Source organism: Mesorhizobium sp. WSM3879, assembly GCF_002294915.1.
GTDB lineage: Bacteria > Pseudomonadota > Alphaproteobacteria > Rhizobiales > Rhizobiaceae > Mesorhizobium.
Genome location: NZ_NSFZ01000007.1, coordinates 60,152 through 85,580, shown reverse-complemented (window position 1 = coordinate 85,580; position 25,429 = coordinate 60,152). Strand labels below are relative to the sequence as shown.

Here is a 25,429-nt window from a genome sequence, read left to right as displayed (position 1 = left end):
AACGCTGCAGCCTTCGCGCAAGGTGACGACGACCTTGACAAGCCCGGCCAAGCCGAACGTTTGCGATACTCCACCGAAGCGGGCAATAATTGGGGCTGGCAGCAGGCCGCCAGCTCGCCAAACTCACCGTGCTCCTAAACTAAATCCACTCGCCCTCGTACTTTCCGCATGTACCTCATCTGCCTCGCGCTCCTCCTCCTCGTTGCCTTCCTCATCGCCCTTGCCGGCATTACCCGCGCCGGCGTCTGGCTGATCGAGCGTCGCAATCCGCCGATCGGCGCATTCGCCGACATCGATGGTGCCCGCATCCATTATGTCCACGTCCCCGCCGCCGGCGCCGGTCTGCCGCCTGTCGTCTTCATCCATGGCGCCAGTGCCAATCTCAAGGACCAGATGCTGCCGCTGAGGCCTCTGCTCGAGGGCCGCGCCGAGCTGCTGTTCCTCGACCGACCGGGCTTCGGCTGGTCCGAGCGCGGCGACAACGAAACACTGGCGACGCAGGCCGACACTGTCGCCGCTCTGATGGATCGGCTCGGCATCGCAAGGGCGATCATCGTCGGCCATTCCTTCGGCGGCGCGGTCACCACCGCCTTCGCGCGCCAGCATCCGCAAAAGACGCTCGGCCTCGTCTTCCTGGCGCCCGTCAGCCATCCGTGGCCGGGCGGCGCGACCGCCTGGTATTACAAATTGACGGCTGTTCCGGTTGTCGGCTGGCTGTTTTCCGAGACCATTGCTTACGCGGCGGGCATGCTGCGGATCGGCAATGCCACGGCCTGCGTGTTTTCACCGAACAACGTGCCGAAGGGCTATATCGGCAAGGCTTCCATTCCGCTTGTGCTGAGGCCGCCCGCCTTCCGCGCCAACGCCCGCGATGTGGCCCGACTTTACGACTATGTGCGCGCGGCCTCGCCTGGGTACCGTGAGATCAAGGCGCCGACCTTGGTCATCTCCGGCGATCGCGACAAGGTGGTCTATGCCACGGTCCATTCCGTCGGCCTCGAACGCGACATTCCCGGCGCCGAGCTGGTCTGGGTCGCGAATCTCGGCCACAAGCCCGACTGGATCGCCCCGGACCTCGTCGTCGGCGCCATCGAAAGGGCGGCCGGCGCGCCGGTCGACCTGCAGTCGATGGCGAGCGTTGTGGAAAGCCGCATCGCCGGCGACGCGCAAGGCGCTGACAGGTACCCGGAACTGAAGGTGCCGGACGCCGAGCTGGCGCCGGGCTAAGCTCGGGACCGGAAGGGCATCGAGATTCAAATTAGGCCGAGCCGAGCAGAGCGGATTCCCAGAACCGGAGCGGAGCGAGTTAACCACATGGGCCCCGGAAGCGCAGGGAGGCGCGCTTCACAGGCCGGTCCCACCTGAATACGGGCATAGCTTAGTGCGTCTCTGATCCGACATAGGCGATGCGCAGCATGTTGGTCGAGCCGGGCGTCCTCAGCGGCACGCCCGCCGTGATGATGACGCGGTCGCCCGGCTTGCCGAAGCCTTCCTCGAGGGCAATGCGGCAGGCGCGGTCGACCATATCGTCGAGGTCGATAGCGTCCTCCGAGACCACGCAATGCGTACCCCACAGAAGCGAGAGCCGGCGCGCCGTGTTGACGATCGGCGACAGCGCCACGATCGGCACTTGCGGCCGTTCGCGCGCGGCGCGCAGACCAGTTGTTCCAGAGGCGGTGTAGGAAATGATCGCCGACAGTTTCAGCGTCTCCGCGATCTCGCGCGCAGCGAGCGAAATGGCGTCGGCCCCGGTCGCTTCCGGTTCCGAGCGCTGGGCGTTGATGATGCCGGCATAAGTCGGGTCGGCTTCGACCTTGGTGGCAATGCGGTTCATCATCGCGACCGCCTCGACCGGGTAGGCGCCGGCGGCGGATTCGGCCGAAAGCATGATCGCGTCCGCGCCTTCGAAGACGGCGATCGACACATCCGAGACCTCCGCGCGGGTCGGCACGGGTGCGGTGATCATCGATTCCAGCATCTGGGTCGCGATCACCACCGGCTTGCCGGCGCGGCGGGCGGCGCGCGTGATCTGCTTCTGAATGCCGGGCACCGCCTCGAGCGGCATCTCGACGCCGAGATCGCCGCGTGCGACCATCAGCGCGTCGGAGAGTTCGATGATCTCGGCCAGGCGCGCCACCGCCTGCGGCTTTTCGATCTTGGCCATGATCAGGGCCCGGCCGCGCGCGATCTTGCGCGCTTCGGCCAGATCCTCCGGCCGCTGCACGAAGGACAGCGCCACCCAATCGACGCTTGCCGCCAGCACCGCGTCGAGATCGGCGCGATCCTTTTCGGTCAGCGCGCCGACCGGCAGATCGGTGTCGGGCAGGCTGACGCCCTTCTTGTCGGAGATGCCGGTGCCGGCGACCACCGTGCAGGTGATCGACTTGCCGTCGCTCTTGACCGCCTTGAGCTCCAGCTTGCCGTCATCGATCAAAAGACGGTGACCGGCCTCGACCGAGTTCAGGATTTCCGGATGCGGCAGGTAGACGCGCTTCGACGTGCCGGGTTCCGGACTGTCATCCAGCGTGAAGGTCTGGCCGACGGTCAGCGCTTCCTTGCCATTGGCGAACTTGCCGACCCTGAGCTTTGGCCCCTGCAGATCGGCGAGAATGCCGATCGGCCGCCCAACTGCCGCCTCGACGGCCCGGATGCGGCCGACAAGCGTGCGCATTAGCTCGTGGTCGGTATGGCTCATATTGATGCGGAAGACGTCGGCGCCTGCCTCGAAGAGCTTTCGCAGCATCTCCTCGGAGGAGGAAGCCGGACCGATGGTGGCGAGGATCTTGACCTTGCGGTTACGTCTCATTGATTGTTCGTTCCCGGAGCGGGGGCCGCTGGCGCGCCGCCCGTTGCGGGCTCGTCAGTCAGCTGGACCATCCAGCTTGCCTGCTCGCCCGTGTCATATTCCTGAAATCCGGCGCGCTGAAAGCCCCGGGCGACGCAATCATTCACGCCGGCAATCTTGAACTCTTTTTCGGCGACGCACATGTTGATCGGGCCGTCCCAACGCCCGCCGCGCTCGGCGTCTTCTGCATAAAGATAGTAAAACCTTGATGACAGCGGCCCCTCGATCAGCGTCTTGCAGGTCGATCCCTCGATGTGCCACCAGCCCTCTGTGATCCAGCCGGCCTTCGCCCGATAGCCGATGCCGACGCCGACCAGGTTCTGCGTCGCGTTGCAGACGCGGAAGTCGGCGCGCGCCGGCGAGGTCGCGGCGAGCGCGCACAGGCCCGCGCCAAAGATCAGGAGCGGCAGGCTCAGGCGCTTGCGCAGCCTGCCGGCGCAACCCAATCCAAAACCCTTGGCGAACCACATCTGCATCGTCGAAGCACCTTTTCAGCAAACTCCGGGCGCATGTCAACGCGCCGTTTTATTCAATTCCAATCGATTTAGAAGGGGTCCGGTGGACGATTTGGCGTCCCATCCGGGATTCTTTGCAGAAACCGTGGCCAAACAACGGCATTGCGCCTCAGTCCTCTTCGTGGAATGACGATACCACCCCGCCCGGACGCCAGCGAACAGACCGTTTTCAGCCGATGACCCGATCCACAGCTTTCGCGCCCTTCGACATCGTCGAGGGCGACCGCAAGAAGGGCATCGTGCTTCTGGCCGATCACGCCCGCCGCGACCTGCCGGAAGAATATGGCAGCCTCGGCCTGCCGGCTGCCGAGTTCGAGCGCCACATCGCCTATGATATCGGCGTCGAGACGGTGACGCGCGAGTTGGCGGCGGTGCTCGATGCGCCGGCCGTGCTGGCCGGCTTCTCCCGCCTTCTGATCGACCCCAACCGGGGCGAGGACGACCCGACGCTGATCCGCCAGCTCTATGACGGCACCGTCGTGCCCGGAAACTATCCCATGGCCGCCGAGGAGCGGGAGAGACGGCTCGACCGCTTCTATCGCCCCTATCACGACGCCGTCGGGGCCATGATTTCCTCGGTGGCGCAGGCCTCCGGCAAAGCGCCGTTCATCTTCTCGGTGCACTCCTTCACCCCTCGCATGCAAGGCTTCATCCGCCCCTGGCATGTCGGCATCTTGTGGGACCGCGACGACCGCGTTGCGCGGCCGCTGATCGACATGCTGGCCGAAGACAAGGCGCTCATCGTCGGCGACAACGAGCCCTATGACGGCGCGCTGCGCGGCGACACCATGTTCCGCCATGCCATTGTCAACGGCTATGCCCATGCCCTGCTCGAGATCCGTCAGGACTTGATCGCCGACCGCGCTGGCGCTGTTCAATGGGCGGAGCGATTGGCTCCGATCGTTGACGCCGTCGACCGGCGTGCCGATATACACGAGGTGAAGATGTTCGGCTCGCGCACCGGGCCGGCCTAAAAAACGACCGAGAGGCCGGGGACCACGAAATGACCGAACTCAGCGAAGAACGGAAACGCGATTTCGAGGCCGCCGCCTTCCGCCGGCTGGTCGAGCATCTGCGCGCACGCGGCGACGTCCAGAACATCGACCTGATGAACCTGGCCGGCTTCTGCCGCAACTGCCTGTCGAACTGGTATCGCGAGGCGGCCGAGGCCGACGGCATTGCGCTGACAAAGGACGAATCGCGCGAGATCATCTACGGCATGCCCTATGCCGAATGGCAGGCGCTCAACCAGACCGAAGCCTCCGAGGCCAAGAAAGCTGAGTTCGAGGCCAGGCGGCCGAAGGATCATTGAACGGTCCTATTTGGCTCGCCCCTGCTGCTTTGTCATCCCAGGGTCTGCGCGCGTCGCTTCGCTCCTGCTTCGCCCATGGATGGCGAAGGAGGCGTTTCGGCCAAATCTCCAAAGTAGGGCCCATTCCTCACAGGTCCGCGCCTTTTGGTCCAACGCTTCTGCCAGAGCGCTTCTTGACTACAAATTGAATCGATCTAATTTGCCGCGCAAAGCATTCGGACTTCAAACCATGAGCGTGCAAACCACAAGGCAAGCCGCGACGCGCGGCCGCTGGGCCGTTGCCGGCATTTTCCTGGCCAATGGCTTTCTCACCGGCAGCTGGGCGCCGCAGATCCCGGTGTTTCTGACCCGGCTGGACATCTCGAAATTCACGCTCGGCCTGCTGATCCTGTTGTTTGGTGTCGGCGCGGTGATGGCGATGACCTGGTGCGGCCATCTCATTTCCAGGCACGGCTCGCGCCCCGTGCTGCGCTGGTTCGGCATCTGCGGCAGTTTCGGCCTGCTGGTCGTGGCACTTGCGCCCAACGTGCCGCTCGCGGCCCTCGCGATGCTCGTCTTCGGCGGCTCGATCGGCGGCATGGACGTCGCCATGAATTCCAACGCGGTGATCGTCGAACGACGGCTCTCCCGCGCCATCATGTCGTCCTCGCATGGCTTCTGGAGCCTCGGCGGCTTCGCCGGCGGCGCGCTTGGTGGCTACTCCATTCAGAACTACGGCTATCTCGCGCATGCGATTGCGGTGACGGCGCTCGCCTTTTTGGTCATCGCCTTTGCTGTTCGCTACCTCATCGCCGACGACAGGCCGCAGGCCGCCGGGCATCAGAAATTTACGCTGCCGCGGAACACAATTGTCTATCTGGTCGGGTTGATGGCGCTGCTCACCATGGTCTCAGAGGGCGCCGTACTTGACTGGGCCGCGCTCTACCTCCAGCAGGAGCTCGGCGCCGACCTTGCGATTGCCGGCCTCGCCTATGCTGCCTTCTCCGGCGTCATGGCGCTCATGCGCTTTCTCGGCGACGGCGTGCGCAACCGCTTCGGCGCGGTGGCGACGCTGCGCGGCTCGGCGCTTGTCGCTGCCGCCGGCATGCTCGTGGCCGGCCTCTCCCCCTCGCCTTATCTTGCCATTGCCGCTTTCGCCTTCTGCGGTTTCGGCATCGCCAATATGGTGCCGATCCTGTTTTCGGCCGGCGGCAACCAGGAAGGCTTGTCTTCCGGCACCGGCATGAGCGTCGTCACCACCATGGGCTATTCAGGAATCCTGGTGGCGCCGTCGGCGATCGGCTTCGTCGCCGAGCAATCGAGCTTCGGCCCGATCTTCGTCGCGCTTTCCGGCCTGCTGGTCATCGTGCTCTTGATGGCGAACCTCGCTCACCGCGCCGAATTCGCCGCCGAGCCTGCGCCGGCGGAGTAGCGCTTCAGCTCTTCATGCAGGAAATCCGCCACGCGGCGGATCCGCATGCTGGTGCGCACGTCACGGTGCATCGCAAGCCACACCGGCAGCACGGGCAAGGGAACCTCCGGCAACAGCTTCTCCAGTCGAGGATCGCGGCTAGCGAGCGGCTCCTGGCCGATGCCGATGCCATTGCCGGCCCGCACCGCTTCCCACAGCACGATCTGGTTGTCGGTCCTGAAGCGGAAGTTGCTGCGGCTGACCGGGATGCCAAACGCGGTAAGGCCGCGAACGATCTCATCGCTGCGGTCGAATCCGACCAAAGGATGGTCGACGAGATCGCTCGGCTTCTGCGGGCGTCCATGCCGGTCGAGATAGGATTTCGCAGCACATATGCAGAGCGCGATATCCGTGACCTTGCGCGCCATCAGCTCGTTCTGCGCCGGCCTGACCATGCGGATGGCGATGTCGGCGTCGCGCCGCAGCAGGTTCTCGACCTGGTTGGAAGCGACGATCTCGACCTCGATGCCCGGCTCTTCCTCGCCAAGGCGCGCCGTGATCTGCGGCAGCACGCAGGCCGCAACCACCTCCGAGGCAGCGATGCGCACCGTACCCTCGATCGCCTCGACCGAGCCCAGCGCAAGCAATGAGAATGCATTGGCCTGCTCGCTGACTGCCTTTCCGCGCTCGTAGAGTGCGCTGCCTGCCTCCGTCAGTTCGTAGCCGCGCCGCCCGCGCCGGAACAGCGTGACGCCGAGCGCCTGCTCCAAGTCGGCGATGTGGCGGCCGAGCGTGGGCTGGCTTGATGCGAGCTGGCGCGCGGCGGCCGAAAGGCTGCCGGTCTCGGCCACCGCGACGAAGCTCTTGATCAGATTCCAGTCGAATTCATTCATTCGTTTTTGAATAACAGAGTGCCAGCCTTAGTCAATTTCCATTCGGCTTTGAAGAGGTCAAATTAAGCGGGCAAACACAAAAAACGGAGACGAACAATGACCAAGATCGCAATTCTGGGCGCCAATGGCCGGCTCGGACGCGTGGTTGCCAAGGCCTTCATCGACGCCGGTTTTGACGTTCGCGCCGTCACCCGCACCGGCAAGGTGCCGGCCGAGCTTAAGGGCGCTATTGCCGTCGCCGGCGACGCGCTGGACCGCCAGTCGCTGATCCGCGCCACGCAAGGCGTCGACATCATCTTCAATGGCTTGAACCCGATCTATACCGACTGGGGCAAATGCCTGCCGATGGCCGAGAACGTCATGGCAGCCTGTCGGGCCAACGGCGCGCTGCATCTCTTCCCGGGCACTGTCTATAATTACGGCTCGCCGATGCCGCAGGTGATCACCGAGGAAACGCCTTTCCATCCTACCACCGACAAGGGCCGCATCCGCGTCGCCATGGAGGAGCTTTTCCGTCGCGAAGCCGATGCGGGCCGCGTGCGCACCATTCTGCTTAGGGCCGGCGACTTCTTCGGCGGCACCGGCAGCGGCGGCTGGTTCGATCTCGTCGTCGCCGCCAAGATGGAAAAGGGGGTCTACACCGCCGCCGGCCCGGCCAAGCTCGTGCACGAATGGGCCTATCTGCCCGACTTCGCGGTGGCTTTTGTCGCACTGGCGCGCAATCTCGATAAGCTCGGCTTTTACGAGGCCATCAATTTCCCCGGCCACGCCGTCACCGATCTCGACATCAAGGCCGCCGCCGAAAAGGCGCTCGGCCGCAAGCTGAAACTCACCTTCATGCCCTGGTGGGTGCTGCGCGCCGGCAGCCCGTTCGTAACCATGTGGCGCGAGATCGTCTCGATGTCCTACCTGCGCTTCGAGCCGCACCGGCTGGCGTCAGCGCGCCTGGAAAAGGTCATCGGCGAAATCCCGCACACCCCGCTCGCCCGAGCAGTGGCGGAAGCCATGCAAGACATCGGCATAGCCGTCGCGCCCATGCGTCAGGCCGCCTGAGCAAAGAACAACCTCAAGATGAAAACGGCCGGACTTCAAGGCCCGGCCGCAAATCGTCGTCGGTTCAGATCCTGCCCATCAAAAGCAGGATCAGCAACACTACCAGAATGACTCCCACAATCCCCGAAGGCCCATAGCCCCAAGACCGCGAGTGCGGCCATGCCGGCACGGCGCCGATCAGGATCAGGATCAGGATTATTACGAGAATTGTACCGATCGTCATTGAAAACCCTCGCCGTCTGGTTGAACTTCGAGGGAACAATGCAAAAAGCCGCCCGGTAGTTCCCGAGCGGCTTCCATGTACCTGAGTTGCGAAGTCGCCCTACTCGGCGGCTTTCGGGAAGGCGACCGCCGGCTCGGCATTGGCTTCCGCTACCGGCTCGCCTGTCGAGAGCTCGCCCTTGCCGCGGCGGAACAGGCGGCCGAACCAGCCACGCCGGGCGCCGGGCTTCACCTTGGCGCGGGTGAACACCATCAGCATCGAGGGCGTCACCACCAGCGTCAGCAAGGTGGCGAAGGACAGGCCGAAGACGATCGCCGACGACAGCGAAATCCACCATTGCGTCGATGGCGCGTTGATCGTCGTCTCGTGATGGAAGATTTCGAGACCGAGGCCGAAGGCGATCGGCAGCACGCCGAGGATCGCCGAGACCGCCGTCAACACCACGGGCCTGGCGCGTTCGCGGCAGGTCTGCAGCACGGCATCCATCTTGTCCCAGCCTTCCTCGCGCAGCCGGTCATAGGTGTCGATGAGCACGATGTTGTTGTTCACCACCACGCCGGCAAGCGCAATGACGCCGATGCCCGACATGACGATGCCGAAGGCCTCCCCTGTCAGAAGCAGCCCGAGGAACACGCCGATGGTCGCCATGACGACGCAGGAGAGAACAAGCCACACGCTGGTGAACTTGTTGAACTGCGCGAGCAGCACCAGGAAGATCAGGAAGATCGCGGCGCCGAAGGCCTTGCTAAGGAAGGCGCTGGCTTCCGCGCTGTCCTCGTTGGAGCCAGCGAGCTTCCAGCGTATGCCGCTGCCGAGATCCATGCCGGCCACGGCCTTGGTGACTTCCGCCTGCACCGCTGCCACTTGCGCGCCGGCGCTGACATTGGCTTGCACCACCACGGTGCGCGCGCCATCGATGCGGTTGAGGACGCCGACTGTCGGCTCGGGCTTCCTGACCACGAAGTTCGAGATCGGCACCGAGCCTTGCGAGGTCTGCACCCTGAGCTCGTCGAGCGTCGAGAGCGTGCGCCGGTCTTCCGGCAGACGCAGGCGAATGTCGACGGCGTCGTCGGCGCCGGCCGGCCGGTACTCCGACAGCTTGAGGCCGTTCGTCACCAGCTGCACCACCGTGCCCACCGAGGTCGGGCTGATGCCGTATTGCGCCGCCTTGGCGCGATCGACCTCAAGCGCCCAGTCGACGCCGGGCGGCGGCAGGCCGTCGGAAACATCGATCACGTTGGGGATCTTGGCGATGCGCGCGGCGGCGGCGCGCGCCTTGTCGTCGAGCCCGGCCGGGTCGGCGGCCGAAAGCCTAATCTGGATCGGCTTGCCGGTCGGCGGGCCGGCCTCCGGCACGCGCACTTCGACGTCGACCCCGGGAATCCCGGCCATGACGCCACGCAAATCGTCGAGGATTTGGTTGGCGGACTTGCGCTCGCGCCAATCGACGAATTCGTACTGGATCACCCCGACCACGTCTTCCGGGATGTCCTGGCCGCCGCCTTGCGTCTTGCCGACGCGCGTATAGACCGATTTCACGCCCGGCCAGCCGAGCAGGCGGCTTTCCGCCGTCTTGGTTGCGGCGTCCATTTCGGCCAGCGAAAGGTTGCCGCGGGCATGCACATAGAGCAGGCCGTAATCCGGCTCGACGCTCGGGAAGAACTCGACGCCGGCGCCGTATTTCGAATAGGCGAAACCGACGCCGACCAGCAGGCCGACGGTGAGCAGGATGACGGTGATCGGGAAACGCACCGCCTGTTTGACCAGAGCCATATACCAGCCGTCGCGATCGCTGTCCTCGTGATGCGCCGGCGCCTTGGCGAAGATGGCGCCGAGCGTCGGCGCGAAGACCAGCGCATAGAGCATCGAGGCCGACAGCGTCACGATCAGCGTGATCGGCATGTACTTCATGAAGTCGCCGATGATGCCGGGCCAGAAGAGCAGCGGCGAGAAGGCGGCGATGCGCGTCATCGTCGCTGCGATGACCGGGCCGGCCATGCGCTTGGCGGCTAGCGCGAAGGCATCGGCCTTCGGCATGCCCTCGCTCATGCGCCGCTCGGCGAATTCAGTGACGATGATGGCATCGTCGACCAGCATCCCGACCGCCAGGATGAGGCTGAACAGCACGATCATGTTGATCGTGTAGCCCATCATCGCAAGCAGCAGGATGCCGATCAGGAAGGACGACGGAATGGCAAGGCCGATGAGCAGCGAGGCGCGTCCCGACAGCGCGTAGAGGATGACGATGAACACCAGGATGACCGCGATCATCACATGGTTCTGCAGGTCGCCCAAAAGCTGGTTGACGAAGACCGACTTGTCCTGCGTGTAGGTGACGTGCATGCCTTCCGGCATCGTCTTGATGAAGGTGTCGGACACTTCCCGAACATGGTTCAGCGTGTCGATCAGGTTGGCGCCGATGCGCTTCTTCACCTCGATGGCGATCGCCGGCTTGCCGTCGAGGCGGGTCACCGTCTCGGCGTCCTTGAAGGTGGAGCGGATGGTGGCGACGTCCTTGGCCTGCACCACCGCATTGGGCGTGGCGACGACCGGCAGCTTGGCGACGTCCTCGGGCGTCTCGATGAGCGACGGCACCTTGACGGCGTACTTGCCCTCGGAGCCTTCGAGATTGCCGGCCGCGACCAGGCTGTTGGAGGCGCCGACGCCCTGGATCACTTGATCGAGCTGGAGTCCGTAGGAGGAGAGCTTCACCGGATCGATGACGACTTCAACCAGATCGTCGCGTGAGCCCTGCAGCGAGCCTTCGAGCACGCCCGGCACCTCCTCGATGCGGTCGCGCAATTCGCGCGCCGCCGACGTCAGCACGCGCTCCGGCACGTCGCCGGAAAGGGTGACGACGAGAACCGGGAACTCCGAGACGTTGACTTCAGTGACGGTCGGCTCCTCCGCCGCCTGCGGCAGGTCGGCCTTGGCGTCCTGCACCTTGCTGCGGGTGTCCTGCAGCGCGGTGGCCAGGTTGGTCTGCGGCTGGAACTCGACCAACACGTAGCCGCCGCCCTGGAAGGCGGCCGAGCGCATCTCCTTAAGCCCCTTCAGGCTCTTGAGCTTGCTTTCCATCGGCCTGAGCAGCAGCCGTTCTGAGTCCTCCGGCGAAATGCCCTGGTAGATCAGGCTGACATACATCATCGGAATTGGAACGTCCGGCTCCGCTTCCTTCGGCGTCGACTGATAGGCGACCCAGCCCGCGACGAGCAGGAACATCAGCGCCGATATTGTGAGGCGGGCGTTGTGAATGGCGAGTCTGACGATGTCCATGACTTATGCCTGCTGTTTCCCTGGAAGCCGCGACATTGGCCAGCGGCGCCGGCCGAGCCGGCGCGGCCGCGCTATTGCGTGCCGGCGGAGGCTTCGCTGATCAGCTTGTTGATGGTTGCCTGGTCGGCCTCGACCGGCTTCACCAGATCGCCTTCCTTCACCAGTTCCTGGCCGGCGACGATGATGCGCGCGTCCTGCGGTATGCCGCCGAGCACCAGTCCCTTCGGCGTGTCGTCGACGAGGTCGATCGGGAAGAACGCCACCTTGTCGTCCTTGCCGACGGCGCGGATGCCGAGGTCGCCCTTGTCGCCCAGCGTCACCACCGAGCGTGGCAGCATGACCGCATCGGTCGGCTGGGCGCTGAGCGTGATCTCGGCCGTCATGCCGGCGGGGATGGAGCCGTCGGCATTGGGGATGGCCACCTCGACACGGAAGGTGCGGGTCTGCGAGGAGGCGTCACGGCTGATGTAGCGCACCGTGCCGGTAACCTTCTGGTCGTTGACAAGGCGCACATTGGCCTGGTCGCCGATCTTGATGTAGCGCAGGTCGCGCTCGCTGATCTCGCCGCGCGCGATCACCGGGTCGAGCTTGAGGATGGTGGCCACCTCGCCGCCCTGCATCAACGAGCTGCCGAGCTCGACGGGCACGCGGTCGATGACGCCGTCGAAAGGCGCCTTCACTTCGTTGCGGTCGAGTTCGGCCTGCGCCGTCTCCAGCATGGACTGCGCCGCCGTCAGGTTCGACCGAGCGGTGTCGAGCTGCAGTTTGGGCAGATTGCCGGTCTTGGCCAGCCGTTCGGCTGCGTCGATCTCGGCCTTGCGCTGCGCCAGCAGCTGCCTGGCATTGTCGACATTCGAGAGCTTCTCCTCGGCGGCAAGCATCAGCACGAGGTCGCCGGTCTTGACGTGATCGCCCTGCTTGACCGGGAGCTTATCGATGACACCGGCGACGCGGACAGCAAGCACAGCGCGCTTGTCGGCTTCGGTCAGGCCCGAGATCCGTATCGCCCGCGCGAAGGTTTTGCGCGGCGGCGTCACCACCGCGACGGTGCGCAATGCTGCCTTCGGCTCGGCCTCCGCCGTCTTCGGCTTTTCGGCGCCGGACTGCGCGGCTTTGCCTGCTTCTCCCTGCTTCTGGTGGTCGGCGGCGCTGCCCACGGACGAGAACTCGCCCGTTGCCATCCAGGCAGCGGATCCGATGAGCACAGCAATGGCTGCAAGCTTGTGAAACCTGATTTTCGGCATCGTCATTTTTTCCGTTGCAGGCTTGGGCGAGGTCGACGGTTTCGATCCCCGGGCGCGCGGCCGATATGGGGGCGCGCAGAGCCATCTTCAATTTGCCGTGATCGGCGAAGCGCGCTTCTACCGCAAAGCCGTTGCGCAAAACAGTCAGAAACTTTGATGGATTATTGCGCCGCCGAGCTTGGGGGCGCTGGTTTTTTCCGCGTTTTACATGCTGGACTGCTTGGCTTTTCTCAATCGGGGCCGGTTTTTCAGCCGATCGGACACTCAATGGCAGCAGGCGTCAGTATGATGAAGAATTTTTTTGCGAAATGACATGTCGCATTGGCATGGGGCAATCAGAGGACGCGCCCAATCCGAAAATAAATCCGATCAGGTGATCAGGTTGAGCAAGCGGAACAGCCGCTCGAATGTGCGGCCATAAGGCGGCCTGAGCAGGGCCCCGGCACTCAGCCTGGATTGGACGAAGATCGGCTTTTCCTTGCTGAAGGTGCGGAAACCCCATTCGCCGTGATAGGCGCCCATGCCGCTCTCGCCGACGCCGCCGAATGGCTGCCGTTCCTGCACCAGATGCATCATGCTGTCGTTGATCGTCACGCCGCCGGCAACGGTTTCTCGCATGATCCTTTGGCGATTGGCGCTGTTCTTGCCGAACCAATAGAGGGCGAGCGGACGCTCGCCGCGGTTCACGTGATCGATTGCCTCATCTACCGCGCCGTATTCAACGATCGGCAGCACCGGCCCGAAGATTTCCTCGCGCATCAGCCGCAAAGTCTCGCCGGCGTTCCTGACCAGGACCGGCGCCATCTTGCGGTCGCTCACGCCAAGCCTTTCATTTGCCGGGTTGACCTCGGTGACATCGGCGCCGCTTTCGCGCGCCTCGGCGATCATGTCGCTCAGGCGCCGCTGGTGCCGTTCGCTGATGATCGCCGTGTAGTCGGGATTGTCGCCCAGGCGCGGATAGAGCTGCGTCATCGCGCCGGCAAGTTTTGCGGCGATCGCCGCGCCTTGCCCTTGCGGGACCATCAGATAGTCGGGTGCGATGCAGGTCTGGCCCGCATTCAAGAGCTTGCCGTAGGCGACGCTTGCGACCGCAGCGTCGAGATCGCAGGACGCATCGAAGATCGCCGGTGACTTGCCGCCAAGCTCGAGCGTCACCGGCGTCAGATTGGCGGCCGCGGCCAGCGCCACCTGCCGACCGACAGCGGTGGAGCCGGTGAACAGGAGATGATCGAAAGGCATGGACACGAATGTCTTGCCGACTTCGGCATCGCCGACCACAACGCTCATCTCGTCGGAGGAAAAATGCTCTTCGACCAACCGGGCAAGCAGGTCTGAAAAATTCGGCGTCAGCTCGGACGGCTTGAGCAGCACCCGGTTGCCGGCGGCTAGAGCGGCAGTCGCCGGCGCGATGGCAAGCTGGAACGGATAGTTCCAGGGCGAGACGATGCCGACGACCCCGAGCGGCTGCGGCAGAAGGCGGTTGCGCCCCGGCAGGAACGGCAGGCTGGTGGCGACGCGGCGCTCGCGCATCCAGCCGCGCAGATGCCGGACGGCGTGCTTGATGCCGGCGCGAACGACGAACAGTTCCGCAAGCCGCGTTTCCTGCGCCGCCCGTCCAGTGAAATCGCTGTCGATCGCCGTGCAGATCTCGGCTTCATGCTTTTCGGTCAGCGCCAGCAGCCGCTTCAGCCGGTCCTTGCGCACTGCGAGGCCAGGAAAGGGGTCCTTCTCGAAGGCCCTGCACTGCGCCTCAAACTTGACCCCGAGAGAGTTCTGTCTGGTCTGCAGCATCGCTACCTCCCGTTTACGTCGAGGTAAACTACTCGCGCGACGGGGGTGAATCCAGCATATCGCCGGTTCCGCAAGGGAAACTTCAGCGCCTGCTGAAACGTGCGACAGGGTTGGGCAACTAGGCTCGCCGGCGCGCTGACTCTGGCTTGATGCGCGCGGCGAGGAATTCCTTGACCCGCCGGCCCGGCGCCGGGCCGCGCATCGGCCTGAAGCCGTCGTCGAGCTCGCCCGAGAGGTCGAGCGTCGCTCGGCTGCCGACCGCGTCGTAGTTCTCCTCCAGCCAGTCGCTGGCCGCACTGCGGCCAAGGTCCCGCAGATAGGCGAGGAAGGCCCATTCGGCGTTGACCTTGGACGAGGCCGACAGATCCTTGAAAGCCTCGTCGGCATCGATGCGGTGCATGCGGATGTCGCGGTATTCGCCATGCGGCAGGCGTCCCGCCGCGATCAGTTCCTTGACGAAGGCGATCGAGCGGAATTCGCGCAGCAGCCCGGCATTGAAGGTGATCTCGTCGATGCGGTTCTGGATCTCGTTGGCGCTCTTCGGCGTGCCTTCGCGCACCACCGGGTTGATCTGCACGAGCAGCACGTCCTCGGTCGCCGCAGTCTTGAAGAACGGATAGAGCGCCGGATTGCCGCCATAGCCGCCATCCCAATAGGGCACGCCCTTGATCTCGACGGCGCGGAACAATTGCGGCAGGCAGGCCGACGCCATCACCGTGTCGAGGTCGATCTCGCCATCCGAGAAGACGCGCAGCTGCCCGGTCTCGACATTGGTCGCCGAAATGAAGAGCTCCATCGACTTGCAGGCGTGCACGTTGCCGAAGTCGATCTCCTTCTCGACCACATCGCGCAGCGGGTTGAGGCCGAGCGGATTGGCGACGTAAGGCGAGAAGACCCGCGACATGGTGTCGAAGAAGAAATAGCCGGGCGTGTTCTCGATCGACCAGTTCCCCCAGACGACGTCCCACGGCATGCGTTGCACCGGGCTGAACCGCCCCTTCGAGGCCACAGCACGCCAGAAATCATCGAGCTTTGTGCGCGCGCCCTCGACGCCGCCGCGCACGAAGCCGTCGGCCAGCGCCACCGCATTCATCGCGCCGGCGCTGGTGCCGGACACGGCAGCGATCTCAAGCCGCCCGTCTTCGAGCAAACGATCGAGCACGCCCCAGGAGAAGGCGCCGTGCGAACCGCCGCCCTGAAGCGCGATGTTGATCTTCTTCTTGTCCCCCGCCTTGCCGTTCTTCGCCATGGCGTTCCTTGTCTCGATGTGCCGGCCTGCCCCTGCGTCATTGGAGCGGGACCGCTGCCGTCAGCTTATGTTGCAGCGCAGCATATAAGGACGGACCAAGGCAAGAACACGAGCACACAAGCGTGATCGGGTGAAATTTCGCTCATGAAAAAACTGTCCGCTGCCGGACGCGGAGTATTGCATTAGGGTTTGCTCGCGGCGTCAGGCGACGAGATCGGGCACCGGCCCGACATAGCGCGACTGCGGCCGGATCAGGCGTCCGGTCGCCTGCTGCTCGCGCGCATGCGCAATCCAGCCGGCGACGCGGCCGGCGGCAAAGACGTTGGAGAACGCCTCCTTCGGGAAGCCCGCGGCTTCGAGCAGGAGCGCGGTATAGAATTCGACGTTGGTCTGGATCGAGCGTTGCGGCTTGGCGACCTTGAGCACGTCGAGTGCCGCCTGCTCCACCGTCTCGGCGAAGGCCAGCCGACGGCCGGACTCATTTCGTGTGCCCAGCCGCCGCACGACGGCTTTCAGCACGTCGGCACGCGGGTCGCGTACGCGGTAGATGCGATGGCCGAAGCCCATGATGCGCTCGCCGCGCGCTATCTCGTTTCGCAGCCAGGCGGCCGCGTCGCCGCTCGCCTCGATCGCGTCGAGCATCTCGATCACCGGCCCCGGCGCGCCGCCATGCAGCGGGCCTTTGAGCGCGCCGAGCCCGGCCAGGATCGCCGAGGTCAAGCCCGCCTGCGTCGACGCCACCACCCGCGTTGCGAAGGTCGAGGCATTGAGCCCATGGTCGCAGACTGTCACCAGATACGTATCGAGCGCCTTGGCAAGGGCCGGCGACGGCGTGCCGGAGAGCATTCGCAGCATGTCGTTGGCATGATCGGCGCGTGCGTCCGGAGTCAGAGGCTTCTCGCCGCGTCCGAGCCGCAGCAGGGCCGGAGTTAGCACCGCCGGCGCCGCGATCAGCCGGAGCGCGTCGGCGAGCGACTCGCCGTCGGGCAGAAGGGCGATGCCGGCGCGCATGCCGCTGTAGACGTCGAGCGCTGGAAGTTCAGCGAGCATCGGCTGCAGCCGTTCGAAAACCTCGACACGCGCATTGCCGATCGCCTTCTCCAGCTCGTCGTCGCCGGGAAGCTCGTCAAAGAACCCGTCGAACAAGAGGCGGACCACCTGGCCGTAGCGCCAGTGCCCGGCGAGTTCCGCCAACGAATGGCCTCGGATGGTGAGATGGCCGCCCGCGCCGTCGACATCGGAAAGCACCGTCTCCGCCGCCACAACATCATCGAGCCCATTTGCCATGACTGTCTCCTTGACCCTTTGTGCACTGCAGTTAATGCTCTACAATCAACGCATCAATCTTGATCAACTGAATCAATATGAGGCGGTGCGGACTTGTCCGAATGGCTGACGCGGGAGGAAGCGCTGGCGCGGCTCAAGGTCCGGCCACAGACGCTTTACGCCTATGTCAGCCGCGGCCGCATCGGCATGCGGCCCGACGGGGCCGATCCGCGCCGCAGCCAGTATCGCGCCGACGACATAGCCGCGCTCGCCACCCGCCGGGCGCGCGGGCGCAGCCCCCAGGCGATCGCCGAAAGCGCCATCGCCTGGGGCGAGCCAGCGATCACCACTGCCATCTCGACCGTGCTGCACGGCCGCCTCGTTTATCGCGGCAAGGATGCCGTTGCGCTTGCCGCGACAGCGACGCTGGAGCAGGCAGCAAGCCTGCTTTGGGCATCCGGCGCCGCGATATCCTTCGCATCGCTGACGCCTTCGATCGTTCGCGAGAGCGGCACCCCGACGGCCTTTGCAAGATTGTCGGCGCTTGCCGCGGCTGGCCGGCCTTCGCTCGGCCGCAGGCCGGGCATGCTGCAGCAGGATGGCGCCAGCGCCACCAGCGTGCTCGCGACGTCACTCGGTGCAAGCCCGGGGGCGGAGCCGGTGCATGAAAGGCTGGCGCGCGGCTGGTCGGTCGACGCTGCCGGTGCCGATCTCATCCGCAAGGCGCTGGTGCTTTTGGCCGATCACGAGCTCAACGCCTCGACCTTCGCCGCACGCGTCGCCGCTTCGACCGGCGCGCCGATCGCGGCCTGCCTGCTTGCCGGGCTTGCTGCCCTTACCGGCCCGCGTCATGGCGGCGCCGGCGCCGCGGCCATCGCGCTGGTCGAGGATGCCGAGCGGCTCGGGCCGGACGAGACGATCGCGCGCTGGCTGGCCCACGACCGGCCGCTGCCCGGCTTCGGCCATCAGCTTTACCCCGAAGGCGATCCGCGCGCCGAGGCTCTGCTGCCCGACCTCGACATCGCTGACGGTCTGCTGCATCTGCGCGACGCCGTCCTTGCCGCGACAGGCATGCGCCCGAATGTCGACTTCGCGCTGGCCGCGCTGACGCGCAGCCTCAAGCTTCCCGCCGACGCGCCCTTCCGCCTGTTTGCTCTCGGTCGCAGTATCGGCTGGACGGCGCATGCCATCGAGCAGGTGGCGAGCAACAGGCCGATCAGGCCGCGAGCCCGCTATGACGGCCCTGCAGGAACACCTGACGGCTAGCCGTCACGACATGGTGTCGAGCTTGCGCTGCATGGCGGCGATCTGCGCCTTCAATTCCTGCAGGTCGTCGGATTTCTCGTCCTTCTTCGGCGGCTCGGCGGGCGCAGCGGAATTGGGGCCGCCGGACGGGAACGGCGTGAACATGCGCATCGCGTTCTGAAACATCTCGACGTTGCGCCGCGTCTGTTCCTCCAGCGCCTTCATCGGCGTCTTCATCATGTCGATCGGCGCCTTGCCGAAGGCGCCCTTCAGCTGCTCGCGGAAACGCTCCTGCTCCTTGGAGAAGGCGATCATCGACTGTTCGAGGAAGCTCGGCACGATCATCTGCATCTGGTCGCCATAGAAGGAGATCAGCTGGCGCAGGAACGGGATCGGCAGCATGTTCTGCCCGTCCTTGTTCTCCAGCTCGAAGATGATCTGGGTCAGCACCGGATGCGTGATGTCGTCGCCGGTCTTGGCGTCCTGCACGGTGAATTCTTCGCCCTTCTTGACCATCTCGGCCAGATCTTCGAGCGTCACATAGGTGCTGGTGCCGGTGTTGTAGAGCCGGCGGTTGGCGTACTTCTTGATGACGATCGGGTCGTCTTTTGCGGCCATCCGTATCCTCCCCAGGATACCGGCGCGTTCACAGTAAGCGGCCGGTAACGATTGCGCCATTTGTCGAGGATATGCGCAAAAGCGTCACAATTCCAAGCGGTTTGTGCAGTGCGGCATCAATTAATGCCGAAAGGGCGGGCCAAATTGTGCTGCAGCGCGATGGCCACGCCGTCACGATAAGCGCTCGACTTGCTTGCCGCGCATGGCGGCCATGCCGATTTCCGGTTTGACTCAGGTGCTTGAACGGGCAAGAAAGTCTCCAAGGATAGCCTAACGACACCTCGAAGCCTGGAGAAGAAAATGTCCGCTTCCAATTCAATCGTCGTCGCCAGCGCAGCCCGCACAGCAGTCGGCTCCTTCAACGGCAGTTTCGCCGCCACGCCCGCGCACGAGCTCGGCGCGGTCGTCATCAAGGAATTGCTCGCGCGGGCCAAGGTCGACCCGGCGGAGGTGGACGAAGTCATCCTGGGTCAGGTGCTGACCGCCGCTCAGGGCCAGAACCCGGCCCGCCAGGCTTCCATCAATGCCGGTCTGCCCAAGGAGACGACTGCTTGGGGCCTCAACCAGGTTTGCGGCTCGGGCTTGAGGGCCATTGCGCTCGGCATGCAGCAGATCGCCACCGGCGACGCCAAGGTGATCGTCGCCGGCGGCCAGGAATCGATGTCGCTGTCGCCGCACGCCCAGCACCTGCGCGCCGGCGTCAAGATGGGCGACTACAAGATGATCGATACCATGATCAAGGACGGCCTATGGGATGCCTTCAACGGCTACCATATGGGCAACACCGCCGAGAACGTCGCTCGTCAGTTCCAGATCACCCGCGAAGTCCAGGACGAGTTCGCGCTGGCCTCGCAGAACAAGGCCGAGGCGGCGCAGAAGGCCGGTAAGTTCAAGGACGAGATCGTCGCCGTCACCATCAAGGGCAAGAAGGGCGACACCATCGTCGACCAGGACGAATACATCCGCCACGGCGCTACGCTGGATGCCATGACCAAGCTGAAGCCGGCCTTCGACAAGGACGGCACCGTCACCGCCGCCAATGCTTCGGGCATCAATGACGGCGCCGCCGGCGCGCTGCTGATGACCGAGGCCGAGGCTGCCAGGCGCGGCATCACCCCACTGGTCCGCATCGCCTCCTGGGCGACCGCCGGCGTCGATCCGGCGATCATGGGCACCGGCCCGATCCCGGCCTCGAAGCGGGCGCTGGAGAAGGCCGGCTGGTCGGCCAAGGACCTCGATCTCGTCGAGGCCAACGAGGCCTTCGCCGCGCAGGCCTGCGCCGTCAACAAGGGCATGGGCTGGGATCCCTCGATCGTCAACGTCAATGGCGGCGCCATCGCCATCGGCCATCCGATCGGCGCCTCGGGCGCCCGCGTGTTCAACACGCTGGTCTACGAGATGCGCCGCCGCGGCGCAAAGAAAGGCCTCGCGACGCTTTGCATCGGCGGCGGCATGGGCGTTGCGATGTGTGTGGAAGCCTTGAACTGAGCGAACGGCGAACTGAGCGAATAGCGAATGGGGAGTAGCCTATAGGGGGAAATGGTGTTGCGCGACGGGTTATCGGATTCCTACTCGCTATTCGCCGCTCCCTACTCGCTCTTCCGACCAAAGGGAGGAAATGCATGAGCAAGGTAGCAATCGTCACGGGCGGATCGCGCGGCATCGGTGCGGCGATATCGGTGGCCCTGAAGAATGCCGGCTATTCGGTCGCCGCGAACTATGCCGGCAATGACGAGGCGGCCCAGAAATTCAACGCCGAGACCGGCATCCCCGTCTACAAATGGTCGGTCGCCGATTATGACGCTTGCGCCGCCGGCATCGCCCAAGTCGAGGCCGATCTCGGTCCGGTCTCGGTGCTGGTCAACAATGCCGGCATCACCCGCGACACCATGTTCCACAAGATGACCCGCGAGCAGTGGAAGGAGGTCATCGACACCAACCTTTCCGGCGTCTTCAACATGACGCATCCGCTATGGAACGGCATGCGCGATAGGAAGTTCGGCCGCGTCATCACCATCTCCTCGATCAACGGCCAGAAAGGCCAGATGGGCCAGGTCAATTATTCGGCCTCGAAAGCCGGCGATATCGGCTTCACCAAGGCGCTTGCCCAGGAAGGCGCCCGCGCCGGCATCACCGTCAACGTTGTTTGCCCAGGCTACATCGCCACCGACATGGTCATGGCCGTGCCGGAAAAAGTGCGGGAATCGATCATCGCTCAGATCCCGGTCGGCCGTCTCGGCGAGCCGGAGGAGATTGCGCGCTGCGTCGTCTTCCTCGCCTCGGAAGACGCAGGCTTCATCACCGGCTCGACGATAAGCGCCAATGGCGGCCAGTATTTCGCCTGAGATCTTATTCGGCTGAACTCTTCTGACACCGATGGCAGGCGGCCCGCCGCAAACGGGCCGCCTGTTTTTGTCTGCGCTCCGGCGGCACCGGGTGGGCATGCCTCAATTTGGAACGCAATACTTAACGGCCTCCTCGCGCCCTGTGGAAACCCGGTTCACATGCTGTGAATTTTTCGGTGCACAAGCTGTGGACAACACCATATCTAGGGGTGAACAAACCGGGAATTTTTGCAGATCGCTGATTCGTCGCCGATTCGTTCCGGCTTTGGCCGAAAAGTTAACGGGCAACGCCGGAAACAGCGCGAAAAAGATTAACGACGATTAGGAAAGATCAACCATTTCATAATGTTCGCGGCCGCGCTCAAGTCCGTCGCGGTCGCTCTCCCACAAAGGTTAACGACGCTCCGGCACCAGCGCGAGCCAAGCACGAAACGGGCCAATTCACAGATTCAGCATGTGGTGAGACTCATGGCCAAAAAATCCACATGTAGCCGTGAACAAAACCTGAATCAGAGTGAGTCAGTGATTCGTCGCCGATTCGTTCCAGACTCGTTCCAACGGTTAATCAACCGCGGATTTTGACCTTGCCTGTCGTCGCGCCATCTCTTGATGGGAACATTCCGCTTTCCCTTGATGGGAACATTCCGCTTTCGCTTCGCGTCTGAAATCCCTATGTGTGCCCTGTCACACGCGACGGAACCGCCGCGTCCCCGACAACAAGCGGCAGAAAGCCTCATTTCCGAGCCGATGAATATCCAGCCGAAACCCTCCCAGCCGCTGATCCTTTCCGGCCGCGACGTGACGGCCGTGCTCGGCCCCACCAACACCGGCAAGACCCATCTCGCCATCGAGCGCATGGTAGCGCACGACACCGGCATCATCGGTCTGCCGCTGAGGCTCCTTGCCCGCGAAGTCTATACACGCGTCTGCGAGAAGGTCGGCGCCAGCAAGGTGGCGCTGATCACCGGCGAAGAGAAGATCGTGCCGGCGAGCGCGAGATATTCCGTCTGCACCGTGGAGGCGATGCCGCGAGAGACCGATGCCGCCTTCGTCGCCATCGACGAGGTGCAGCTCGCCGGCGACCTCGAACGCGGCCACATCTTCACCGACCGCATCCTGCATCTGCGCGGCCGCCAGGAGACGCTGCTTCTGGGCGCCGCCACCATGCACGGCATCCTGCAACGCCTGCTGAAGGGCGTCTCGGTGGTGACGCGGCCGCGGCTGTCGCATCTTGCCTATGCCGGCTCGAAGAAGCTCACCCGCCTGCCGCGGCGCACGGCGATCGTCGCCTTCTCCGCCGACGAGGTCTATGCCATCGCCGAATTGATCCGCCGCCAGCAGGGCGGTGCTGCCGTCGTTCTCGGCGCACTCAGTCCCCGCACCCGCAATGCCCAGGTGGAGATCTTCCAGTCGGGCGACGTCGACTATCTGGTCGCCACCGATGCCATCGGCATGGGCCTGAACCTCGACCTCGAGCACGTCGCCTTCGCCCAGAACCGCAAGTTCGACGGCTACCAATACCGCAACCTGACCGCCGCCGAGCTAGGCCAGATCGCGGGGCGTGCCGGCCGACACCTGCGCGACGGCACCTTCGGCGTTACCGGCCAGGTCGATCCGTTCGACGAGGATCTGGTCAAGAAGATCGAGGCGCACGATTTCGACCCGGTGAAGGTGCTGCAGTGGCGCACCGCCGATTTCGATTTTGCCAGCCTCGATGCCCTGAAACGCTCGATCGAGACCAACGCGCCGGTCGAAGGGCTGACCCGGGCACTGCCGGCGGTCGACGCTCAGGCGCTGGAACATTTGTCGCGCGACGCCGACATCAGGACGCTTGCCACCGGCAGGGAGCGCGTGGCGCTGCTGTGGGAAGCCTGCGCGCTGCCGGACTACCGCAAGATCGCGCCCGCCCAGCATGCCGACCTCATCGCCTCGATCTACATGGACCTTGCACGCCATGGCCATGTCGATGAGAATTACATGGCCGAGCAGGTGCGGCGAGCCGACACCACGGATGGTGATATCGACACGCTGTCGCACCGGATCGCCCAGATCCGCACCTGGACCTTCGTCTCCAACCGACCGGGCTGGCTGGCCGATCAGCTACACTGGCAGGAAAAGACGCGCGAAATCGAAGACAGATTGTCGGATGCACTGCATGAGCGGTTGACGAAACGCTTCGTAGACCGCAGGACTTCCGTCCTCATGCGGCGCCTTAGAGAAAATACCATGCCTGAAGCTGAAATCAGCCCAACCGGAACCGTGCTCGTCGAAGGCCATCACGTCGGCGAGCTGCAGGGATTCCGCTTCACCGCCGACCAGAGCGCCGGCGGCGAGGACGCCAAGGCGGTGCGCACCGCTGCCCAGAAGGCGCTCGCGGCTGAGTTCGAGGCGCGCGCCGAGCGCTTCGCCGCCTGCGCCAACGGCGATCTGGCATTGGGCTCGGACGGTGTCCTGCGCTGGATCGGCGCGCCGATCGGCACCCTGGTTGCCGGCGACGAGGCTTTGAAGCCGCGCCTTGTGCTGCTTGCCGACGAGCAGCTCACCGGCCCTGCCCGCGACAAGGTCGCGGCGCGCGCCGAGCGTTTCGTCAATTTTCAGATCGAGTCGCTCTTGAAGCCGCTGGTCGATTTGAAGAACGCCGAGCAGCTCACCGGCATCGCGCGCGGCATCGCCTTCCAGCTCGTCGAGCATTTCGGCCTCATCAACCGCCGCGACATCGCCGAGGAAATGAAGTCGCTCGACCAGGAAGGCCGCGCGGCGCTGCGGCGTCTTGGCGTGCGCTTCGGTGCCTACCACGTCTTCGTGCCGGCGCTGATCAAGCCGGCGCCGGCCGGGCTGGTGACGCTGCTCTGGGCGCTTAATAGCGACGGCAAGGACAAGCCAGGCTTCGGCGACGTGGTGCATGCGCTGGCATCGGGCCGCACCTCGGTGGTCATCGATCCTGCTTTCGACAAGACGTTCTACAAGCTCGCCGGGTATCGCAATCTCGGTCGCCGCGCCGTGCGCGTCGATATCCTAGAGCGGCTGGCCGATCTCATCCGCCCCGCGACCAACTGGAAGCCCGGCCTCGGCCAGCGACCCGACGGCGCTTATGACGGCCACGCCTTCATGGTGACGCCGCCGATGATGTCGATCCTCGGCGCCACCGCCGACGACATGGAAGAGATCCTCAAAGGCCTTGGCTATCGCGCCGAACCGAAGCCGGCGGCGGAGGTGAAGGCCAAGCTCGACGCGCTGGACAATGCCGCCCGCGAGGCCGCGGCTGCGAAGCTTGCGGCGGAAGAGGCTGCGCGTGCTGCACAGGCGGCAGAGGCGCACGCCGTGGCAACAGACACGGTTGCAGAGACAACGATCGAGGGATCCGAGCCGGCTGCCGCTGTAGTTCCTGCCGAAGCCATCGCGGAAGCCGCGACGGAGCCTGACGCGAAAGATCCGGCGGAAGCGTCGGATGTGGTCGCGGAAGAGACTCCGCCTGTGGAGACCGCTGCAGCGGTCGACGCTGCAGCAGTGCTTGGGTCGGCTGAAAGCGCCGACGCTTCCACCTCGATGGGGGAGGTTGCGGCGGGAAGCGACGCGGGTGGGGCTGACGGCGCCGACGATGCAGACGGCACCAACACCGCCGACGCCGGCGCTCTCCACGAGGGTGAAAGCGGTGAAGGCGCAGAGCCCCCCGCCGAGCCGGAAGAGCCGAAGCCGATCCTGCTGTGGCGGCAGGCGCGCTTCGACCATTCGCGCCCGCGCCACCGCCATGACAATCGCCGCGACAATCGTCCGCGCAACGGCCAGGCGGCAGGCGATGGCCAGGCGGGTGCCACGGGTGGCCAGGCCGGCGATCGGCCAGCCCGTGAGGGCCGCCGCGACCAGCGCGACGGGGCCGGCAAGCCGCGCTTCGACCGGTCGAAGTTCAAGCCGAGACCGGAACGCGAAGGCGGCGAACGGCGCGAAGGCAGGCAGCAGGGCGAGCGTGCCGATCGCCACGAGGGGGGACGCCGCGAGGGCCGGCCGGACTGGAAAGGCAACAGGCAGGACGGCAAGGGCAATGCCGCAGGCGGCAACAAGCCGGCCTTCCAGGGCAAGCCGCGCGAGGAGCGTCCGCAGCGCTTCGATCCGGATTCACCCTTTGCCAAGCTCGCCGCCTTGCGCGACCAGCTGAAGAAATAGCCT

General features: G+C 64.8%; 20 protein-coding genes. 10 read left to right on the top strand and 10 right to left on the bottom strand.

The genetic code is table 11. The features are described from left to right. Window positions 1-168: 168 nt before the first annotated feature. On the top strand, window positions 169-1,227 hold the full coding sequence (locus CK218_RS17250) for an alpha/beta hydrolase (RefSeq protein WP_095828367.1): 1,059 nt from the start codon (window positions 169-171) through the stop codon (window positions 1,225-1,227). A 151-nt stretch (window positions 1,228-1,378) separates the two neighbouring features. Here the strand turns inward: CK218_RS17250 and pyk are convergent, their stop codons facing one another. Both pyk and CK218_RS17240 read right to left on the bottom strand, forming a co-directional pair. After that, window positions 1,379-2,806, bottom strand: a complete 1,428-nt coding sequence (pyk, locus tag CK218_RS17245) for a pyruvate kinase (RefSeq protein ID WP_095828366.1) — start codon at window positions 2,804-2,806, stop codon at window positions 1,379-1,381. Next, window positions 2,803-3,321 carry a DUF1036 domain-containing protein gene (locus tag CK218_RS17240; protein ID WP_170950279.1) on the bottom strand — a complete coding sequence of 173 codons (519 nt, stop codon included), beginning with the start codon at window positions 3,319-3,321 and terminating at the stop codon, window positions 2,803-2,805. Before CK218_RS17240 ends, pyk begins: the two co-directional genes overlap by 4 nt. A 215-nt stretch (window positions 3,322-3,536) precedes the next feature. Here CK218_RS17240 and CK218_RS17235 point away from each other — a divergent pair, with 215 nt between their 5' ends. The 3 genes from CK218_RS17235 (at window position 3,537) to CK218_RS17225 (ending at window position 6,083) form a co-directional block, all read left to right on the top strand. Next, window positions 3,537-4,334 carry an N-formylglutamate amidohydrolase gene (locus CK218_RS17235; RefSeq protein WP_095828365.1) on the top strand — a complete coding sequence of 266 codons (798 nt, stop codon included), beginning with the start codon at window positions 3,537-3,539 and terminating at the stop codon, window positions 4,332-4,334. A 29-nt stretch (window positions 4,335-4,363) separates the two neighbouring features. Then, a complete protein-coding gene (locus tag CK218_RS17230; RefSeq protein WP_067319384.1) occupies window positions 4,364-4,672 on the top strand; it encodes a DUF1244 domain-containing protein in 309 nt (102 codons plus the stop codon). 229 nt (window positions 4,673-4,901) lie between these two features. Then, a complete protein-coding gene (locus tag CK218_RS17225; protein WP_095778125.1) occupies window positions 4,902-6,083 on the top strand; it encodes an MFS transporter in 1,182 nt (393 codons plus the stop codon). Here the strand turns inward: CK218_RS17225 and CK218_RS17220 are convergent. Next, window positions 6,041-6,955, bottom strand: a complete 915-nt coding sequence (locus CK218_RS17220) for a LysR family transcriptional regulator (RefSeq protein ID WP_095778124.1) — start codon at window positions 6,953-6,955, stop codon at window positions 6,041-6,043. The genes CK218_RS17225 and CK218_RS17220 overlap by 43 nt on opposite strands. Before the next feature lie 96 nt (window positions 6,956-7,051). Between CK218_RS17220 and CK218_RS17215 the strand changes: the two genes are divergently transcribed. After that, window positions 7,052-8,008: an SDR family oxidoreductase gene (locus tag CK218_RS17215; RefSeq protein ID WP_095828364.1), complete on the top strand. Its 957-nt coding sequence runs from the start codon at window positions 7,052-7,054 to the stop codon at window positions 8,006-8,008. 64 nt (window positions 8,009-8,072) lie between these two features. Here the strand turns inward: CK218_RS17215 and CK218_RS17210 are convergent, their stop codons facing one another. The 3 genes from CK218_RS17210 to CK218_RS17200 all read right to left on the bottom strand — a co-directional run bounded on the left by CK218_RS17210 (window position 8,073) and on the right by CK218_RS17200 (window position 12,751). Further along, entirely contained in the window at window positions 8,073-8,231 is a 159-nt protein-coding gene (locus tag CK218_RS17210) for a DUF3309 family protein (RefSeq protein ID WP_040991775.1), read from the bottom strand. Window positions 8,232-8,330: 99 nt separating this feature from the next. Continuing rightward, complete coding sequence (locus CK218_RS17205; RefSeq protein ID WP_095828363.1) at window positions 8,331-11,507, bottom strand: efflux RND transporter permease subunit; 3,177 nt, start codon at window positions 11,505-11,507, stop codon at window positions 8,331-8,333. Window positions 11,508-11,578: 71 nt separating this feature from the next. After that, window positions 11,579-12,751, bottom strand: coding sequence for an efflux RND transporter periplasmic adaptor subunit (locus CK218_RS17200; protein ID WP_095828481.1), 1,173 nt, complete (start codon window positions 12,749-12,751; stop codon window positions 11,579-11,581). 156 nt (window positions 12,752-12,907) lie between these two features. Between CK218_RS17200 and CK218_RS30660 the strand changes: the two genes are divergently transcribed. Continuing rightward, window positions 12,908-13,063 carry a hypothetical protein gene (locus CK218_RS30660; protein ID WP_179294529.1) on the top strand — a complete coding sequence of 52 codons (156 nt, stop codon included), beginning with the start codon at window positions 12,908-12,910 and terminating at the stop codon, window positions 13,061-13,063. A 57-nt stretch (window positions 13,064-13,120) separates the two neighbouring features. Here the strand turns inward: CK218_RS30660 and CK218_RS17195 are convergent, their stop codons facing one another. The 3 genes from CK218_RS17195 to CK218_RS17185 all read right to left on the bottom strand — a co-directional run bounded on the left by CK218_RS17195 (window position 13,121) and on the right by CK218_RS17185 (window position 17,078). Then, window positions 13,121-14,542 (bottom strand): coniferyl aldehyde dehydrogenase, encoded by a 1,422-nt coding sequence (locus CK218_RS17195; protein WP_095828362.1) that lies wholly within the window; start codon window positions 14,540-14,542, stop codon window positions 13,121-13,123. 118 nt (window positions 14,543-14,660) lie between these two features. Continuing rightward, the gene (locus tag CK218_RS17190) at window positions 14,661-15,791 is read right to left on the bottom strand and encodes a patatin-like phospholipase family protein (protein ID WP_095782546.1); all 1,131 of its coding nucleotides are present in this window, start codon (window positions 15,789-15,791) and stop codon (window positions 14,661-14,663) included. A 201-nt stretch (window positions 15,792-15,992) separates the two neighbouring features. Then, the gene (locus CK218_RS17185) at window positions 15,993-17,078 is read right to left on the bottom strand and encodes a citrate synthase/methylcitrate synthase (RefSeq protein WP_095828361.1); all 1,086 of its coding nucleotides are present in this window, start codon (window positions 17,076-17,078) and stop codon (window positions 15,993-15,995) included. Window positions 17,079-17,171: 93 nt separating this feature from the next. Between CK218_RS17185 and CK218_RS17180 the strand changes: the two genes are divergently transcribed. After that, entirely contained in the window at window positions 17,172-18,323 is a 1,152-nt protein-coding gene (locus tag CK218_RS17180; RefSeq protein WP_095828360.1) for a citrate/2-methylcitrate synthase, read from the top strand. Window positions 18,324-18,326: 3 nt separating this feature from the next. On the opposite strand, the gene phaR is transcribed toward CK218_RS17180, so the two are convergent. Next, on the bottom strand, window positions 18,327-18,920 hold the full coding sequence (gene phaR / locus CK218_RS17175; protein ID WP_095799787.1) for a polyhydroxyalkanoate synthesis repressor PhaR: 594 nt from the start codon (window positions 18,918-18,920) through the stop codon (window positions 18,327-18,329). Window positions 18,921-19,220: 300 nt separating this feature from the next. On the opposite strand from phaR, the gene CK218_RS17170 reads away from it, so the two are divergent. From CK218_RS17170 to CK218_RS17160, 3 genes are all read left to right on the top strand, one after another. After that, on the top strand, window positions 19,221-20,408 hold the full coding sequence (locus CK218_RS17170; protein ID WP_067001890.1) for an acetyl-CoA C-acetyltransferase: 1,188 nt from the start codon (window positions 19,221-19,223) through the stop codon (window positions 20,406-20,408). Window positions 20,409-20,542: 134 nt separating this feature from the next. Continuing rightward, window positions 20,543-21,265, top strand: coding sequence for a beta-ketoacyl-ACP reductase (locus CK218_RS17165; RefSeq protein WP_067001887.1), 723 nt, complete (start codon window positions 20,543-20,545; stop codon window positions 21,263-21,265). 747 nt (window positions 21,266-22,012) lie between these two features. Continuing rightward, window positions 22,013-25,426, top strand: coding sequence for a helicase-related protein (locus CK218_RS17160; RefSeq protein WP_095828359.1), 3,414 nt, complete (start codon window positions 22,013-22,015; stop codon window positions 25,424-25,426). Window positions 25,427-25,429 lie beyond the last annotated feature (3 nt).